This is a genomic window from Amycolatopsis sp. WAC 01416, from assembly GCF_003947485.1.
GTDB lineage: Bacteria > Actinomycetota > Actinomycetes > Mycobacteriales > Pseudonocardiaceae > Amycolatopsis.
This window is the reverse complement of the sequence record NZ_QHHX01000009.1, coordinates 241,899-258,480: the sequence shown is the minus strand read 5'-3', so window position 1 is coordinate 258,480 and position 16,582 is coordinate 241,899. Positions and strand designations below refer to the sequence as shown.

15 protein-coding genes are annotated in these 16,582 nt (G+C 70.1%); 12 read left to right on the top strand and 3 right to left on the bottom strand.

Annotated features, from left to right (window positions below):
- Window positions 1-126 precede the first annotated feature (126 nt).
- Window positions 127-1,560: an aldehyde dehydrogenase gene (locus tag DL990_RS29910; protein ID WP_125784406.1), complete on the top strand. Its 1,434-nt coding sequence runs from the start codon at window positions 127-129 to the stop codon at window positions 1,558-1,560.
- Window positions 1,557-2,228, top strand: coding sequence for a GntR family transcriptional regulator (locus tag DL990_RS29905; RefSeq protein WP_125784408.1), 672 nt, complete (start codon window positions 1,557-1,559; stop codon window positions 2,226-2,228). Before DL990_RS29910 ends, DL990_RS29905 begins: the two co-directional genes overlap by 4 nt.
- Before the next feature lie 102 nt (window positions 2,229-2,330).
- On the opposite strand, the gene DL990_RS29900 is transcribed toward DL990_RS29905, so the two are convergent.
- Window positions 2,331-3,224, bottom strand: coding sequence for a helix-turn-helix domain-containing protein (locus DL990_RS29900; RefSeq protein ID WP_125800665.1), 894 nt, complete (start codon window positions 3,222-3,224; stop codon window positions 2,331-2,333).
- A 206-nt stretch (window positions 3,225-3,430) separates the two neighbouring features.
- Between DL990_RS29900 and DL990_RS29895 the strand changes: the two genes are divergently transcribed.
- The gene (locus DL990_RS29895; RefSeq protein WP_125784412.1) at window positions 3,431-3,619 is read left to right on the top strand and encodes a hypothetical protein; all 189 of its coding nucleotides are present in this window, start codon (window positions 3,431-3,433) and stop codon (window positions 3,617-3,619) included.
- A gap of 370 nt (window positions 3,620-3,989) precedes the next feature.
- On the opposite strand, the gene DL990_RS29885 is transcribed toward DL990_RS29895, so the two are convergent.
- A complete protein-coding gene (locus tag DL990_RS29885; RefSeq protein WP_125800664.1) occupies window positions 3,990-5,597 on the bottom strand; it encodes a choice-of-anchor A family protein in 1,608 nt (535 codons plus the stop codon).
- 156 nt (window positions 5,598-5,753) lie between these two features.
- Between DL990_RS29885 and DL990_RS29880 the strand changes: the two genes are divergently transcribed.
- Both DL990_RS29880 and DL990_RS29875 read left to right on the top strand, forming a co-directional pair.
- Window positions 5,754-6,713 (top strand): permease, encoded by a 960-nt coding sequence (locus DL990_RS29880; RefSeq protein ID WP_125800663.1) that lies wholly within the window; start codon window positions 5,754-5,756, stop codon window positions 6,711-6,713.
- The gene (locus DL990_RS29875; protein ID WP_125800662.1) at window positions 6,710-7,357 is read left to right on the top strand and encodes a TIGR03943 family protein; all 648 of its coding nucleotides are present in this window, start codon (window positions 6,710-6,712) and stop codon (window positions 7,355-7,357) included. Before DL990_RS29880 ends, DL990_RS29875 begins: the two co-directional genes overlap by 4 nt.
- On the opposite strand, the gene DL990_RS29870 is transcribed toward DL990_RS29875, so the two are convergent.
- The gene (locus DL990_RS29870; protein WP_125800661.1) at window positions 7,358-8,266 is read right to left on the bottom strand and encodes a helix-turn-helix transcriptional regulator; all 909 of its coding nucleotides are present in this window, start codon (window positions 8,264-8,266) and stop codon (window positions 7,358-7,360) included. It abuts the gene before it with no gap.
- 191 nt (window positions 8,267-8,457) lie between these two features.
- Here DL990_RS29870 and DL990_RS29865 point away from each other — a divergent pair, with 191 nt between their 5' ends.
- The 7 genes from DL990_RS29865 to DL990_RS29835 are packed head-to-tail and all read left to right on the top strand — an operon-like array spanning window position 8,458 to window position 16,526.
- Complete coding sequence (locus DL990_RS29865; protein ID WP_125800660.1) at window positions 8,458-10,581, top strand: metallophosphoesterase; 2,124 nt, start codon at window positions 8,458-8,460, stop codon at window positions 10,579-10,581.
- A 2-nt stretch (window positions 10,582-10,583) separates the two neighbouring features.
- On the top strand, window positions 10,584-11,795 hold the full coding sequence (locus tag DL990_RS29860) for an MFS transporter (RefSeq protein ID WP_125784424.1): 1,212 nt from the start codon (window positions 10,584-10,586) through the stop codon (window positions 11,793-11,795).
- Window positions 11,792-12,691 (top strand): hypothetical protein, encoded by a 900-nt coding sequence (locus DL990_RS29855; RefSeq protein WP_125800659.1) that lies wholly within the window; start codon window positions 11,792-11,794, stop codon window positions 12,689-12,691. The genes DL990_RS29860 and DL990_RS29855 overlap by 4 nt, the downstream gene beginning before the upstream one ends.
- The gene (locus tag DL990_RS29850; RefSeq protein WP_125784428.1) at window positions 12,688-13,716 is read left to right on the top strand and encodes a hypothetical protein; all 1,029 of its coding nucleotides are present in this window, start codon (window positions 12,688-12,690) and stop codon (window positions 13,714-13,716) included. The genes DL990_RS29855 and DL990_RS29850 overlap by 4 nt, the downstream gene beginning before the upstream one ends.
- 8 nt (window positions 13,717-13,724) lie before the next feature.
- Window positions 13,725-14,828, top strand: coding sequence for a sensor histidine kinase (locus tag DL990_RS29845; RefSeq protein WP_125800658.1), 1,104 nt, complete (start codon window positions 13,725-13,727; stop codon window positions 14,826-14,828).
- Window positions 14,821-15,891 (top strand): histidine kinase, encoded by a 1,071-nt coding sequence (locus tag DL990_RS29840; protein WP_125800657.1) that lies wholly within the window; start codon window positions 14,821-14,823, stop codon window positions 15,889-15,891. Before DL990_RS29845 ends, DL990_RS29840 begins: the two co-directional genes overlap by 8 nt.
- Window positions 15,870-16,526 (top strand): response regulator transcription factor, encoded by a 657-nt coding sequence (locus DL990_RS29835; RefSeq protein ID WP_125784434.1) that lies wholly within the window; start codon window positions 15,870-15,872, stop codon window positions 16,524-16,526. The genes DL990_RS29840 and DL990_RS29835 overlap by 22 nt, the downstream gene beginning before the upstream one ends.
- The last annotated feature ends 56 nt before the right edge of the window (window positions 16,527-16,582 follow it).

Genomic DNA, 16,582 nt, shown 5'->3' with positions numbered 1-16,582 from the left:
CGCAAGGCACGACGCCGTCCGGCGGATTCGGTTCGCTGGCCGACAATCGGCGTGCCCTGGCGGGCAAGACCGGGGACCTCGTGGCGCCCGATACTCGATCACACACCGGTCGAGGAGGAGCTAGCCATGGCCACACGCCTGTTCATCGACGGACAGTGGACCGCCGCGGGAGGCGGGTCACTGCCGACGTACGATCCGGCCACCGGCCAGGTGATCGAGGACGTCGGCACCGCATCGTCCGCCGACGTCGACGCGGCCGTCGGCGCCGCACGGAAGGCCTTGAACGACCCCGCCTGGGCGGGACTGCTGCCGGTCCAGCGGGCCGCGCTGCTGTTCAAACTGGCGTCGCTGGTCGACGAGCACCACGAGGAGCTGGCCGCGCTCGAGACCCGTGACCAGGGTCAGCCGATCGGTATCTCCCGCCAGGTCAGCGTCACCGGCGCGGCCGAGCATCTGCGGTACTTCGCGGGCTGGGTGACCAAGATCCAGGGCACCACCAACCCGGTGTCCTTCCCGGACACGCTGCACTACACCCGCCGCGAGCCGGTCGGGGTGAACGCGCTGATCACGCCGTGGAACTTCCCGCTGATGATCCTGGTGTGGAAGCTCGCGCCCGCGCTGGCCACCGGCAACACCGTGGTGATCAAGCCCAGCGAGGTCACGCCGCTGACCAGCATCCGGCTGGTGGAACTCGTGCACGAGGCCGGCTTCCCGCCAGGGGTGGTCAACCTGGTCACCGGCGACGGCGCGGTGGGCGCGCTCCTGAGCAAGCACGACGACGTCGACCACCTGTCCTACACCGGGTCGACCGCCGTCGGGAAGCTGATCACGGCCGCCAGCGCGGAGTCGAACCTGAAGCGCCTCACCCTCGAACTGGGTGGCAAGGCACCCAGCATCATCGCCGGTGACGCCGACATCGACGCCGCCGTCGCGGGCAACCTCGCGGGTGCGACGCTGAACAGCGGACAGGTCTGTGCCGCGTACACCCGGTTCTTCGTGGACCGCAAACGCGAGCAGGAGTTCGTCGCGAAACTCGCCGCCGGGCTGGAAGACCTCAAGCTCGGGCCGGGCCTGGACGAGTCCACCCAGCTCGGGCCCCTCGTGTCCGCGAAGCACCGCGAGCACGTGGACTTCCTCGTCTCGACCGGCCGTGAGCAGGGCGCCGATCTGGTCACCGGCGGCCGGCGCATCGACCGCGAAGGCTACTTCTACTCGCCGACGCTGTTCGCCGGAGTGGCCGACGACATGACGATCATGCGCGAAGAGATCTTCGGGCCGGTCCTCGCCGTCACCGCCTACGACGATCAGGACGAACTGCTCGCGCGAGCGAACGACACCGAGTACGGACTCGCGGCCACTGTGTGGACCCGCGACCTCGGCGTCGCGCAGCGGTTCGCCAACGGCATCCGGGCGGGCGCGGTGTTCGTCAACATGCCGCCGATCCCGGACATGGCCGCGCCGTGGGGCGGATACAAGGCGTCGGGCTGGGGCCGCGAGATGGGGCCGTGGGCGATCGACGCCTACACCGAGATCAAGTCAGTCTGGCTGCACTACTCGTGACCGCCGGCGACGCGGTGAACTCGACCGCGATGAGCAAGTCGCAGATCGCCTACCACTGGATCAAGGCGAGGATCGACGACGGCACCTTCTCCCCCGGCTACCGTCTCGTGTTCGGGCAGATCGCGCAGGAACTCGGGGTCAGCACCGTACCCGTGCGCGAGGCCGTCCGGCGGCTGGAAGCCGAGGGGCTGGTGACCTACGAGCACAACATCGGCGCGCAGGTCGCGATGGCCGACGAACGCGACTACCAGCACACCATGCAGACCCTCGCGCTGGTCGAGGGGTACGCCGCCGCGCTGGCGGCGCCGACGTTGCCCGCCAAGGCACTCGACGACGCCAAGGGACTCAACGCGGAACTGACCGCCTGCCTGGACAACTTCGAGCCGTCGCGATTCACCGCGCTGAACCGCGATTTCCACCGCGTCCTGTTCGGCACCTGCCCCAATCCCCAGGTGCTCGATCTGGTCAACCGCGGCTGGAACCGGCTGGCCGGGCTGCGCACGTCGACGTTCAGCTTCGTCCCCGGCCGCGCACACGAATCCGTGCAGGAGCACCAGAACATCCTCGACCTGTTCGATCGGAACGCGCCGGCCGGGGAGATCGAACTGGCCGTGCGGGAACACCGGTTGACCACGTTGGAGACGTTCCTGGCCTGGCGGCATCCCTAGGGGTTCGTGGTGAAATCCGGCCGGGTGGTCGTGAGTGGCGTTTCGGGTTAGAACCCGAAACGCCACTCACGACCAACCGGACCCAGGCCTCCCTCGACGGGCTTAGGCCGGGACGGTCTCCGGCGGCGGGAACGCGTAGAAGCGGACCGAGAGTTCCTTCTCCCCCTCCACCGGACGACGTCGGCGCCGGCAGTACCGCGCGATCAGTTCGCGGTACTCCGCGTCCAGTTCACGGAATTCCTCTTCGGTCAACCGCGCCGAGGCCCGTTGAGCCGTCGACCACTGGCCGAACTCGTCGCGGTGCTCCGCGGCCCAGGACAGCAGGGCGACCTCGTTCGCATACTTTGCGTCGAGGAACGCGGTGACCCGCTCCCGCTCCTCGCCGTCGTAGTCCTCCGGCCTCGGCTCACGGAGGTCCTGCGGGATCGCGATCCAGTCGCCTTTCCGGTCACGACGCACAAAACCGTTGTCCTGCAAGGTTTTCAGACATCCGTCGACTTCGGTTCGCCCCAGTCCTGTGCGGCGCGCGACCTCCTCCGCTCCGCCGGGAAGCTCGCGCGTCACCCAGTGGTATCGCGGGTCTTCCCGCATCGCGATGTCGCGCAACGTGACCGATCGCCGCGGCAACGCTTCGCTCGACAGCCTCCGCGCGGCGAGGGCCAGCAACACGGCGACCGGGATCTCGACGAGGACGGCCAGCGCGACGCTGGTCCACCGTTCGGACGACGTCCAGCCGAGCATGACGTCGAACCAGGCGTCGCAGCACAACATCGCGGCCGTGGCGGACAGCAGCGGCACGGCCGCACGGCGGCGACGCAACCCGAGCCACGCTCCGGCCGCGAAGCAGAGCAGGAGTGCGACGTCGAATCCGACCCAGGCCGCGCGCCACTGGCCGGTGTCGTACCGGTCGGGCAGCGTATGCGCGAGGTAGACGGTCCAGGGCACGAGCAGGACCGCCGCACCGGCGAGCACCGTCAGCAGTAGGCGTCGGATCATGATCACGACGGTAGAAGGGGGCGGCGGCAGGGGCATCCGGGCTTTTCCCTGGTCCGGCCTCAGGGGCGCCGCACTAGCCTGAACGGCCGATACCGGGACGGGCTGGGAGAAAAGTAAATTCCGGAAGCCCGATCCGGGCCTTTACTGGGGGTTACATGAGTCCCGCGCTGGATACATCGCGTCCACTGTCGACTTTCAGATCCCGAGTGGCGGCTCTGGCCGCAGGGATCCTCACGTTCTCGTCGGTCGTGACGGGCTTCGCCGCCGAGGCGGCACCTGCGACGGCCCTCACTTCATCGGCGTCGAGTTTCACTGCCGTCCAGCCGACCCGGTTCCTGGACACCGTCCGCGGCGTCGGGATCCCGGTCGCCGGCGGCCTCGCCCTGCGGCAGTAAGCGACAGGTGCCTCGTGAGTGGTTAGGACGGTTCTGGCGAGCCTCCTCTCAGTACGTGAAGGTCCCCTTCCTGTACCTAGCCGCAAGGATGGGGGCCTTCACGCGCTGTCGCAGTAGCGCTGAGGCTCACGGTGGCGTTTCGAACTCTCATGTCGTGAAGGGCCCCTATGAGACCTTCAACGTCTCAATGGAGCCCTTCACGACATCCCCACGGACCGGGGCCTGGCATCAACCGCAGCTTCGGCGGCACTCCCGTCGGCCTGCCGGCCGGTGCGGGATACGCGGTCGGGAACCGGCTCGTCGACGCCTATCTGGCGGCGACGGGCCGGACCGCTTTCGAAACCTGAGTGCCCGATCCGGGCGCAGGACGCTAGGACTCGCGGCGCCTCGACCGGATCGTGAGCACCACCAGCGCGCCACCGAGGAACAGCAGGAACAGGCCGGAGACCAGCAGTCCCCGGACCTCGCTGCCGGTCGAGGCCAGCGGTCCACTGTCGGTCGGCCCGCCGCCAGGAGTGGTCGCTCCCGGCTGCCCCGGCGTGGTGGTGACGGTCACCCCGGGGCCCGGCGTCGTGCTCGACGAGCTGCTGGTCGTCGGTGACGTGCTACTCGAGCTCGAAGATGTAGCGGTGCTGCTGCTCGTCGGACTCGGAGAGGTGGCGCTGCTGGAGGAACTGCTACTCGGCGCCGAACTGCTGCTGGACGTAGAGGTGGTGCTCGTCTGGCTCGACGAGGTCGGCGTCGTCGAAGTCGCCGTGGTCGAAACCGCCGTCGTCGAGGTGGAAGTGGGCGAGGTCGACGTGGCCGAGCTGCTGGTCGTCGTGGAACTGCTGCTCGTCGTGGTCGAACTGCTCGTCGGGCTCGTCGAAGTCGAACTCGAAGACGACGACGAAGAAGAAGTGGAGCTGCTCGGGGTCATGGTCGGCGCGCTGACGCATTCGGGCAGGTCGCCGTCGAACGGATAGGCGTGGAACTCCTGCCCGCCCCCGCCGGTGGCTTCGGAGGTGTGCACGAGCGAGCCTGTGGTGAAGAAGCGGCCGTTCATCCCGGACGCGGTGATGGTCGCGGTGCTCCCCGGCTCGCCGATCAGCACGCTCCCCTGAAACTGGGCGCCACCGGCGATCTTCACCTGGGTGGCGTCCGGGAAGTTCCACAGGAGACGTTCCCGCAGTTTGTTCAGCGGGTCCTGGTCGTTCAGGTCTCCGGTGTAGGTGTTGATCGTCCTGGCGGCTCCCACCAGGTTGACCAGGATCGTGGCCCCCGCCGGGATGCCTTCGAACTCGATCCCCTGCATGCCGCCGGTGGCGCCGGTCAGGTCGAAGTCCACGGTGAACACCTGCAGCGCGGACTTACCGTCTCCGGTGAACAGGGTGCGGTATCCCTGGTTGACCGCCGTGCCCGTGGCCGGACGCGGCGTGGTGCCTTCCCGTGCGTAGCACTTGCTGGCCACCCGAAGATCCTCGCGCAGGCCCACATAGGGTTTCACCGCGTCGGGGTCCTTTTCGAGTTTGCCCATCACCGTCCCGGTGACGGTTCCCGCGTGCCGGACGACACCGTCCTCGGCAAGCAGCCGCTGGCCCGTCGCGATGCTGACGTTCCCGCCCGTGCTCAGGAAGTCCGCGCCGTCCGGCGGCGGAACGCGTGATCCGACACCGGCGACGCCGACGTTGTAGACGGAGGACGCGCCTGCGCGTTTCGCCATGTCGAAATCACCGAGGACGACGACTCGCCCTTCGGCTTCCGCCGCCGCTTCGCGTACTTGGAATTCGCCGCCGACATAGACGTTGATGCCGTTGTCCCGGCCCGCGTAGTCCTTGTTGTTCACCGGCGGGTATTTGTCCGGGCAGGCGGATCCGACACACGGTCCCAGGCCGCCCGGTAAGGGGGCGGCGACCGCGCCGTCGGTGACCACGAGGGCCGCCACGCACACCGCGGCGGCGGCACCGGCAGAAAGGGAGGCGAACCGCCTTGCACGCATGGGGCGATTCTTGTGCCCTTCGACCGGGTGAACACAACCGGAAACCGGAAATACCCCCGACCGGGCGAGGAAGGCAACCCACCCCATTCGTGGTCGTCCAGTGTTATCCAGACGACGAAATTCCTGGTGGAAGGCGAAAACCCTAGAGTAGGGCCGGTGAAGACCGAAGTGGACCGGCGCGTCGGTTCGGTGGAAGTGCTCGCGGGCCTTCTCGTTGTCGTTCTGCTCCTCCGAGGCCCACTCGACGATGTCCTCGGGACACCGATCGTGCAGACCTGGACGACGGTCTTCGTTTCGATCGTCCTCCAGGCCGTTCCGTTCCTCGCTTTCGGCGTGACCCTTTCCGCGGCGATCGCGGTCTTCGTCCCGCGCGAATTCTTCGCGAAAGTCCTTCCGAAACATCCCGCTCTCGCGGTTCCGGCGGCCGCGGCGAGCGGAATGGTGCTGCCGGGATGCGAATGCGGTTCGGTCCCGGTCGCCGGCGCCTTGGTACGCAAAGGGGTCACCCCTGCCGCCGCGCTGGCGTTCCTGCTCGCGGCCCCCGCCCTCAATCCGGTCGTACTGGCCGCCACGGCGATCGCGTTCCCCGATCAGCCGTCGATGGTCTTCGCCAGGGCGGCGGCCGGTCTCGCCGCGTCGGTCGTGATGGGGTGGCTGTGGCTCGGCCTCGGCCGGACGGAGTGGATCAAGCTACCCGAACACGCTCACGGTGACACGCGCTGGCGGGCGTTCGCCGGGGCGGCAGGCCACGACCTGGTGCACGCGGGCGGATTCCTGGTCGTCGGCGCCATGGCCGCCGCGACACTCAACGTCCTGGTCCCCGGCCGCTGGCTCCAGGCCGTCGCGGACAACCCGGTGCTCAGTGTCCTCGCGTTGGCCCTGCTGGCGGTCCTGCTGTCGATCTGCAGCGAGGCGGACGCCTTCGTCGCCGCCTCGCTGACCCAGTTCTCGCTCACCGCCCGATTGGCGTTCCTGGTGGTCGGGCCGATGGTCGACCTGAAGTTGTTCGCCATGCAGGCCGGGACCTTCGGCAGGCGGTTCGCCGTCCGGTTCGCGCCCGCCACGTTCGTGGTCGCGCTCGCCTGCGCGGCCGTGACCGGGGCGGTGCTCTGGTGAACCGGACCGCGGCGACCGTCGTGCTGCTCCTGCTGGGCGCGGCCGTGGTCAAGGTCTGCCTGACCGGCCAATACCTGCGCTATGTGAAGGAAGGGCTCTGGCCGTTCCTGCTCGCCTCGGGCGTCCTGGTCCTGATCCTGGCGGCGGCGAACCGCCATCGTCACCCGAAGGTGGCCTGGCTGCTCCCGCTTCCGGTCCTCGCGTTGCTGCTGGTCTCCCCGCAACCACTCGGCAGTTACGCGGCGGGCAACGCGGGCACGGCACTGGCCCGCCCGGACGAGTACCCGCCGCTGCCCGACGGCGACCCGGTGAAGGTGACCGTCCTGGACTACGCCTCGCGCGCGGTGTTCGACGAGGGCCGTTCCCTCGGTTCGAGACGGGTCGTGCTCACCGGCTTCACCGCCGCCGGCCCGGACGGCGGGGCGCTGCTCGTCCGGATGATCCTGACCTGCTGCGCCGCGGACGGGCGCCCGGTGAAGGTCGTGCTGGACGGGAGCGTCCCGCACGAACCCGACACCTGGGTCGAGGTCACCGGCACGTTCCGGCCGGGGTCCGTGGCGGACGCCGTCAACGGCGAACGCATCCCGTTCCTGAAGGTCGAAATCGTCACGCCGGTGGCCGCGCCCGAACGTCCTTACGAATAGCTACGTCCAGCTCCACTGGATCCCGTACTGGCCGGGCTGCGGGTCCAGCGTGATGAACTGGAACGTGCTGGTGTCCCGGTCGAACGTCGCTTCGCAGCGTTCCTCGGGTGGCATCGAACCCCTCGGCCGGAAGAAACCGGCGCACCGCCGCGGCAGTCGCTTCGGGTCGAAGACGATCTGCACCGCGACGTCGCGGGCCGGGCGGTAGAGCGCGATCTGGACGTGCTTTCTGGCTTGCCCCGGTGGGAAGCGCACCCCGAACTCGACGACGGCGAGTTCGCCGGCGGCCAAGGTGCGGTCGAGAGCGAACTCGAAGACGCAGGTGGACGACGGGACGTCCGCGCGGAACCGCGCCGGACGGCAGCCTTCGGCGAACAGCACGGCCGGCGGCTGCGTGATGCTGGAACACCGGTTCACGAAGACGAACCTCGACGTGCCGTCGTGATCGGCCCGGATCAGCCGCCGGACCCGGACCGATTCCTGGTGCCCCTCACCGTCCACCCGGTACGAAAGGTATTGCGAAAGCCGGTTCGGGGTGTCGAGTTCGTCCGGTGTCACGTCCATTTTGGCCAGTGCGCGCGCCACCTCCTCCGGCCGCCGCCACACCTGGTCGTAGGGCAGGGCCGTGTCGGCCCGGATGGTCCAGCGGCCGCGCGGCCGTCGCGGGCCGAGCAGACCTGTGAGCGTCTCAGGCCGCTGGCCCAGAATGGTTTCCAGCGCGGTCACGGCGGCGAGCGAACTGGCCCGTTCCGGCCGGTTCTCACCATTCTGCCAATAGCTCAGCGCACTGACGCTGACCGGCGTCTCTTGGTCACGCAAGCGGCGGCTGATCTCGCTGAGACTCAGCCCGCTGCGTTCGATCGCGGCGCGCAGGGCGGCACCGAATTCCGCCGGAGCGAGACTCGTCATGAAGGCGCAGCGTACCGTCCGAAACGCCCGACTTTCGTCGGGTGAACCGGGCTCCGTTCAGAGTTATCCAGCCCCTCGGCGACTTTCCGTTGACGCTCCTCCGGCCGCGGTTAGGGTCTGAATCGTCGGAAGAATCCCCCGGAATTCCCGAATCCCACTTTCCTCCCGTCGCTGACCGAAGAGGATTTTCCATGCGCTCAACCACAAGCCGATGGCGCCGCCGGACACTCGCCGTCGCGACCTCCACGCTGGCCGTCGGGGCGTTCCTGGTCGCCGCGCAACCGCAAGCAGGCGGAGCCGCGCCACCCGCCGTACCCGAAGTGGCCGATCAGGTTCCGCAACTCGCCGAGGCGGGTGTCACCGGCGGCCCCGCCTCGGTGTCCGGTGACGGCGCGGCCATGATGGCCGCCCGATCCGTTTGCGCGCCAGGAGCGCATTGGCTCCGCGTCCGGTTCACGGAACTTTCGTTGCGCGGCAACGACTCCGTGACGCTGACCGGCAGCACCGCCGGCTCGTTCACGCTCACCGCTCAGCACTGGCCGGGCAAAGCCTTCCACACCCGCGCGTTCGAGGGCGACTGTGTACGGGTGTCGGCGGCGCTGGCCGACCCCGCCAGCCGCTTCGCCATCGACGCCTATCAGGCGGGTGACGGTCCGCTCGCCGCGGCGACCACGACCGTCGCGGCGGTCGGCGACGTCTGCGGGTCTTCGTGCAACCAGACCGCGCCGCTGATCGAGAAAATGAATCCACAGGCGCTGATCCTGGCCGGGGACAACGCCTACAGCTCGGGCACGCTGTCCGAATACGAGAAGAATTACGACCCCTATTACGGGCAGTTCAAGTCCATCACCTATCCGACGCCGGGCAACCACGAGTACAACACGTCCGGCGCCTCGGGTTACTTCGACTACTTCGGCACTCGGGCCGGTGAACGCGCCAAGGGCTACTACAGCTTCGACGTCGGTGACTGGCATTTCGTCGCGCTCAACTCCAACATCACCCGGAGCACCGGCTCGGCTCAGGAGACCTGGCTGAAGAACGACCTCGCGGCGAGCACCAAACCTTGTACGGCGGCGTTCTTCCACCACCCGCGGTTCAGCCGGGGCTCGCACGGCGACGACTCGTCGGTGACGCCGTTCTTCCAGGCGCTCTACAACGCGAAGGCGGACCTGATCGTCGTCGGCCACGACCACAATTACCAGCGGTACGCACCGTCGCGGCCGGACGGCACACGCGATGACGTGAACGGCGTCCGCGAGTTGCTGATCGGCACCGGCGGCCGGGGTTACTACAAGTTCGACCAGTCGTCGGCCGCCGTGCAGGAAGCGGGTAACACCAACACCTTCGGCGTCGGGAAGCTGACGCTGAGCGCGACGGACTACCGCAGCGACTTCGTGCCGGTGTCGGGCCGCACCTTCACCGACACCGCGACCGGCAAATGCAAGAAGGGCGTGTCCTCCCCCACCTTCTCCGTCGGCACCAGCCCGTCGTCGGTGTCGGTGCAACCGGGCGGGACAGCGTCGGTGACGGTCAACGTCGGCAGCACCGGCGGCTTCAGCTCGGCGACCGCGCGGTCGGTGTCGGGCCTGCCCTCGGGAGTGACCGGCACGATCTCGCCGTCGTCGGTCACCCCGCCCGCCAACGGCACCACGACGGCGACGCTGACCCTGACCGCGTCGGACGCGGCGACCGGCTCGACAGCGGCCACGGTCACCGGGTCATCGGGCTCCACGACCCAGACGGCGCAGGTCTCGGTGAGCGTCGGTCCGGCGGGCGGTGAGGCGTTCGCCGACGACTTCGAGACCGACAAGGGCTGGCGGCTCAACGCGGCCGGGGCGGACACCGCCACCTCGGGCAAATGGGAACGGGGCGATCCCGAGCAGACCACCTCGACCTACAGCAACCAGATCAAGCAGCGCGGCGATACGACCAGCGGCGCGAACTGCCTGGTCACCGGTCGGCTGGCCGGATCGGAGTACGGCGTCAACGACCTCGACGGCGGTGGGTCGTCGATGGCCTCGCCGTCGTTCACCGTGCCGTCGGGCGGCAAGCTGACCTTCTCCTACACCTTCGCGCACGGCGACAACGCGACTTCCGCCGACCACCTGCGGATCCGCGTGCTCGACGGCACCACGCCGACGACGGTGTTCGAGAAGCTCGGCTCCGCGACCGAGGTCGCGGGTGCCTGGCAGACCGCGACGGCCGATCTGTCGTCGTTCGCCGGGCGCAGCGTGCGGCTGCTGGTCGAAGCCGCCGACGCGAGCACCGCGTCGCTGTGGGAGTCCGCGGTCGACGACATCCGCGTCAGCGCGTAGCCATGTACCTCTCCACCCTCCGTTCCACCGATCCCGCCCGGCCCGCGAGCCGGGCGGGATCGGTGCCCGCGACCGTGATCGGCCTCGGCGTGGTCAGCCTGATCACGGACATGTCCGCCGAGATGGTCACCGCCGTGCTCCCGCTGTACCTCGTCTACGGCCTCGGCGTCGGCTACCTGCAACTGGGCGCGATCGACGGGCTCTACACGGGCGCGACCGCGCTGTTGCGGCTGGCGGGCGGCTACCTCTCCGACCGCCTCGGCCGTCCGAAAGCCGTCGCGCTGGCAGGCTACGGCCTCTCGGCGGTCACCAAACTCGCCTTCCCCGCGGCGGGATCCTCGCTCGGCGCGATCGGGCTGGTGATCGGCGCCGATCGCGCCGGCAAGGGCATCCGCACCGCGCCGCGGGACGCGATGATCACCCTCGCCACCCCCGCCGACGGTCTCGGCCGCGCGTTCGGTGTCCATCGCGCGATGGACACGGCGGGCGCGCTGCTCGGGCCGATCGCCGCGTTCGGCCTGCTGACGCTTCTCGTCGGCGACTATCCGGCGGTGTTCGGGGTGAGCTTCTGCCTCGCCGTGATCGCGGTGATCGTGCTGGCCGTGTTCGTCCGTGCCCCCGCCGGGACGGTCGAGCGGTCACGAGTACGGCTGCGGGCGGGTTTCGCCCTGCTGCGGCAACCCGCGCTCCGCCGCACCTGTCTGGCCGCGGCGCTTCTCGGGGTGTGCACGGTCGGCGACATGTTCTTGTTCGTCGGTGTGCAGCAGTCCGCCGGCTTGCCACCGGGAGCGCTTCCCTTGCTGCCGTTGGCGACGGCGTTGAGCTTCATGGCACTGGCCTCACCGATCGGACGGCTCGCCGACCGCGTCGGACGGTGGAAGGTGTTCCTCGGCGGTCACGTCGTGCTGCTCGCCGCGTACGCCGTCCTGGCCGCTTCGGCGAGCGGATGGCCCGTGGCGGCGGTCGTCCTGGCTGCTCACGGGGTGTTCTACGCGTGCACGGACGGCGTCCTGATGGCGCACGCGTCGCCGCTGGTACCGGAGTCGTTGCGGGCCACCGGTCTCGCGATCGTCCAAACAGGACAGGCGCTGGCCAGGGCGGCGGGCGCGGTGGTGTTCGGCGCGCTCGCGGCGGGGGTGGCGTTGCGGCCCGCGTTCGCGGTGTTCGCCGTGGTGCTGCTGGTGTCGGTACTGGCCGGAACGAGGGTGAAATGAAACGGATGTGGGTGGGCGTCGCGGCCGTGGTGGTCACGGTGGCGGCCGGGGCGGTCTTCGTCGGACTGCGCACCGGGGACGCGGTGGCGGAACAGCGGCTGGACCTCGCGCACGGCGGCCTGCTGTACGTGGACGACTCGGGCCGGGTCCGGCAGGACGACCGCGTCGGCCCGGCCTGTCAGCGCGTGGACGTCGCCGCGGGGACGCTGGCGTGCCTGCGCGCGACGGCGATGCCCGATCAGGCCGAACTGGTCGTCACGAAACCGGGAGCCGAACCACGGTCGATCTCCGAATGGGGGCTGCCGTCCCGGGTCCGCGTCTCCCCGTCCGGACGACTGGTCGGCTGGACGGTGTTCCGCTCCGGTGACTCTTATCTGGGCGGGGTAGGCACGTTCTCGACCACCTCCGGGATCTTCGACCTGGACACCGGAAACCATTACGGCTCCCTGGAGGACTTCGCGCTCACCGTGGACGGAAAGCCGTACCCGGCCCAGGATCTGAACTACTGGGGAGTGACCTTCGCCCGGGACGATCTGACGTTCTACGCCACCGCCAGATCGGCGGGCGGCACTTGGCTGGTGTGGGGTGATCTCCGCGGTCGCACGCTGACCGCGATGCGGCGCAACGTCGAATGCCCGTCGCTCTCGCCGGACGGCACCCGCGTCGCCTACAAGTTCCGTACGGGCGACCGGTGGCGGCTGCACGTGCTCTCTCTCGCCGACGGCCGCGACGTCCCGCTCGCCGACCCCGCGCATCTGGACGACCAGCCGCAGTGGCTGGACGACAGGACCGTCGCCTACGGCCGGGACAAGGCGATCTACGCGGTCCCCGCCGACGGGACCGGCGCTCCGGCGCTCGTCCGCGCGAGCGCCTCCTCTCCCGCGGTGGTGCGGTGATCCCGCGCGACTGCACCCGCACGGGGCTGGCGCTGGCCGCGCTGGCGGCCGTCGTCGTGATGGTTCTGCCCGCGCCCGCCCCCGAGGCCAAGGCACCCGCCGTCCCTTCGCTCACCGACGTCTGGCCGGACGCGAGGATCGCCGCGAACGCCGTCACCGGGGTGCCTTACACGCCGTTGGCGTTCCTCGATTCCGGTACCTCGGCCGGAGTGCGGCAAGCGGACGACGTCGTCCGGCTCGTGGTGGGAGATCGTGTACTCCGCGAGGTCCCGCCGTCGGGCTCGCCCCGGTTCGTCCTCGCCACTTCCCCGGACGCGCTGGTGTGGCTGGAACTGTCCGACATCACCGGGACGGGGACGTTGTGGCGGGCCGGGCCACACGGTGAGGGCCCGGTCCCCGTCACCGCCGACACCGGGCGGGTCGTGCTCCTGGACTCCCAGTACGACCTCGTCGTGCACGACGCCCAGGCCAGCTGGGTGGCCGTGCGGGGTGACGCCACCGAGGTGCGGACGGTGGCGTTGGCCGGCGGCCCGGTGACCCGCACCCCACTGCCCGGCGACTACGCGCTCACCGCGTGGCCCTTCGCGACGGCGGCGGCCGTCGAACAGGCGGGACCGTCGGAACTCGTCGACCTCCGCGACGGCCGCAGGACGAAGGTCGACGGGCAGAGCGTCGAACTGGTCGACTGCACGCCGTCCTGGTGCCGGGTCCAGGTATTGCGCCAGAGCGGGACCGCGCGGCTCGACCTCATGCGACCCGACGGCTCCGAGCGAAGACGTGTCGGAGGGAAGGGGATCCGGCCCGCGTTCGGCGACGTCGTCGTGCTCGACCGGTACGCGGTCGTGGTCGACGACGATCGCGGCGTACTCGCCCTCTACGACACGGCCACCGGCAGGCTGGCCGACCTGGCCGCGGAGTTCGGCACCGTGCTGGCGCGCGGCCCGTTCGTGTGGTGGTCCGCGGGCGGGAACGACGCTCTCACCTGGCGGGTACTGGACCTGCGGACGCTCGAGGCGTCTGCTTGACTGCTGCCGTGCCGTCCGATCGTGAGACCTCCGTCGAAGCGGAGTTCCTGCGGGTGGTCGGCCGGTTCGCCGGTCCGGCCAGAGGCGCCGGATTGCTGGTGATCAGCGTTTTCGGGGTGCTCGCCACACCGTCGGGCGCGCTACCGCTCGCCTTCGGTCTGCTCGCGCTGGCGCTGGTCACCGCCGTCACCGAATACCTGGTGGGAAAGACGGGCCGGGGCAGACCGGTGGCGTTCGCGCTGGCCTTGGTGCGCGCCGCGGCGATCTGCGGCACCCAGTTCCTGACAGCGCCCGAAGCGGGCGAGCTGAACCAATGGGCTCTGAACGTCCTCACCATCACCGCGATCACCCTCCAGTGGGAATGGCCGCCGAAGATCACCGTGCCCGCCCTCGCCTGCCTGCTGGCGATCGAGGTGGTGCCGCTCGGTTTCGAGGGCGGTCTCTCGGTGGTACTGCGTGTGCTGCTCGAGGCCACCCTCGCCAGGGGCGCCTTCCTCCTGCTGTCGCGGACGACGCGCCGGATCGACCATCTCCGTGAGCGCCGTGCCCGGCTGACGCGTGAGGAATCCCTTGCCGTGGAACGACGACTGCGGGAACGGGAGTATCTGGCCGTCCTGCACGACACGGCGGCGGCCACCTTCCTCACGGTCGCCCAGCGCGGGGAAACGGCGGACCCGGCCGAGGTCGCCGGCTACGCCCGCCGCGATCTCGCGATCCTCACCGGCGAATCCGGTCCCGGCAGTGTGGTCGATCTCGAGACCTCGTTGCGCGGCGTGCTCGCGCAGAGCCCGGTGACGGTCGAGACGCACTGGTCACCGGTCCCGCCGATCCCGGCGTCGGCGGCGCTCGCGCTGGTGCGGGCCGTGCGTGAGGCGCTGGTGAACGTCGATCGGCACGCGGGTGTCGGCGAGGCCAGGCTGACAGTGGTAGGCGGGGTACGCGTAACCGTCCGGGACGAGGGCCGCGGTTTCGATCCGGCGCGGACACCGGCGCAGCGGCGAGGTGTGCGCGGTTCGCTCGTCGAACGCATGGCCGCGGCGGGCGGCCGGGCCGAGGTGACCTCCGCGCCCGGCGCGGGGACCACGGTGGACCTGGTGTGGCCCCATGAGTGAGACCGCGGACCGGGTCCTCGGCGGCTGCCGGATCGCGGTCCTGCTCGCGACGGCGGTGATCCAGGCCGGGCTGAGCCTGCCCCGGCTCGGCGACACCGCCGACCGGTTGGCGTTCGCGGCGCTCGCCGTGGTGCTGGTCGTGGCGGCGTGGTGGGTCCTGCGCTGGAAGCCGGTCCCCTGGCCGGTCGCGATCGCGGGGGCGGTGCTGGTCCTCGCCGCGTCGACGGTCGCCGTCTGGGCGCTGCCACCGGATCGGCTGCTCGGCGGGGACGACTGGGCGTCCGGTCTCGCGGGCTGGCATCTGCTGGTGCTGCTGCTGGACCGCCCCGCGCTCGCGATGGGCGCGCTCGTCCTCCAGATGACGCTCACCTTCTCCCGGCAGATCGGTTCGGCGCCTGCCGACCGCGGCGAGATCGGCGGCCTGGTGATCGTCGGGCTCAGCGTGCTCACCTTCCAGGCCGCGACGCTGGCGCTGATCAGGGTCGTCAACCGGCGGGTGGGCGAGGCCGCGGTGGCCTCGGCGGAACGCGACCGGCAGGCCCACCGCAAGGCGCTCGCCGAGGAGCGCGAAGCCGACCAGCGGAGCCGGTTCGCCGGTCAGCTCGGCGCCACCCTGCCGCTGCTCGCCGGACTGGCCGACCACACCTTGGACCCGCGCGACGAAGCGGTCCGGCGGCGCTGCGCGCTCGCGGCGACGCAGCTGCGACGGCTGTTCGCGGAGAACGACGACGTGCCCGATCCGCTGTTGCACGAGGTCTCGGCCTGCGTCGATCTCGCCGAGCGGCGGGGACTGACGGTGACGCTGGCGGTCAGCGGCGAACCGGCGCCGATCCCGACCGGCGTCCGCCGCGAACTGACCGGTCCGCTGATGACCGCGCTGGTCGCCGCCCGATCGCAGGCCAGGGTCAGCGTCCTGCGGACCGATGACGAAATCCGCGTCGCGGCGATCACCGACGGTGAACCCGGTGCGACGGCGAACGGATCGGGCGCCGTCGACGTCGAATGGCACGCACTGGGAGAACAATCGTGGATGGAGGCGAAATGGCGTTCGGGACCGAACTGACGGCGGTGGTCGTCGACGATCATCCGGCCGTGCGGGCCGGGGTCGTGTACTGGCTGTCGTCGGGCAGCCCGCCGGTCACCGTCGTGGCGGAAGGCGAGGACGTGCGGGCCGCCTGGATCGGCGAGGGCGCGCGGGCCGACGTCGTCATCCTCGACCTGCACCTGAACAGCACCACCCCGGCCATCGGTGATCTGCGCCGGCTCATCGAGGCGGGCCGTCGCGTCGTCGTCTACTCGATGCGGGCCGACGACGAGACCGTCCTGCAGTGCCTCGAACTCGGCGCGCTCAGCTATCTCACCAAGGCCGAGGGCGCCGAGCACCTCCTCGAAGCCGTGCGCGCGGCGGCGGCCGACCGGTCGTACACGCCGCCGTCGCTGGCGGGCGCGCTGGCCGGGGACCGCTCCGAGCGGCGCCCCGCCCTCTCCGCGCGTGAGACCGAAGTGCTCATCGAATGGTTCCAGTCCGAGTCGAAGGACTTCGTCGCGCACCGGCTGGGGATCTCGCCGAACACGGTCAACTCGCATCTCGAGCGGATCCGGGTCAAATACGCCCAGATCGGCCGGGAGGCCCCCACCAAGGCCGCACTGGTCGCGCGGGCCATCCAGGACGGCCTGATCGGCGTAAGCGATTTGTGATCGGTTGTGGTGCGAACGGGCCACAGTCGCCACCGCCGGATGCGGCTACGGTGCGT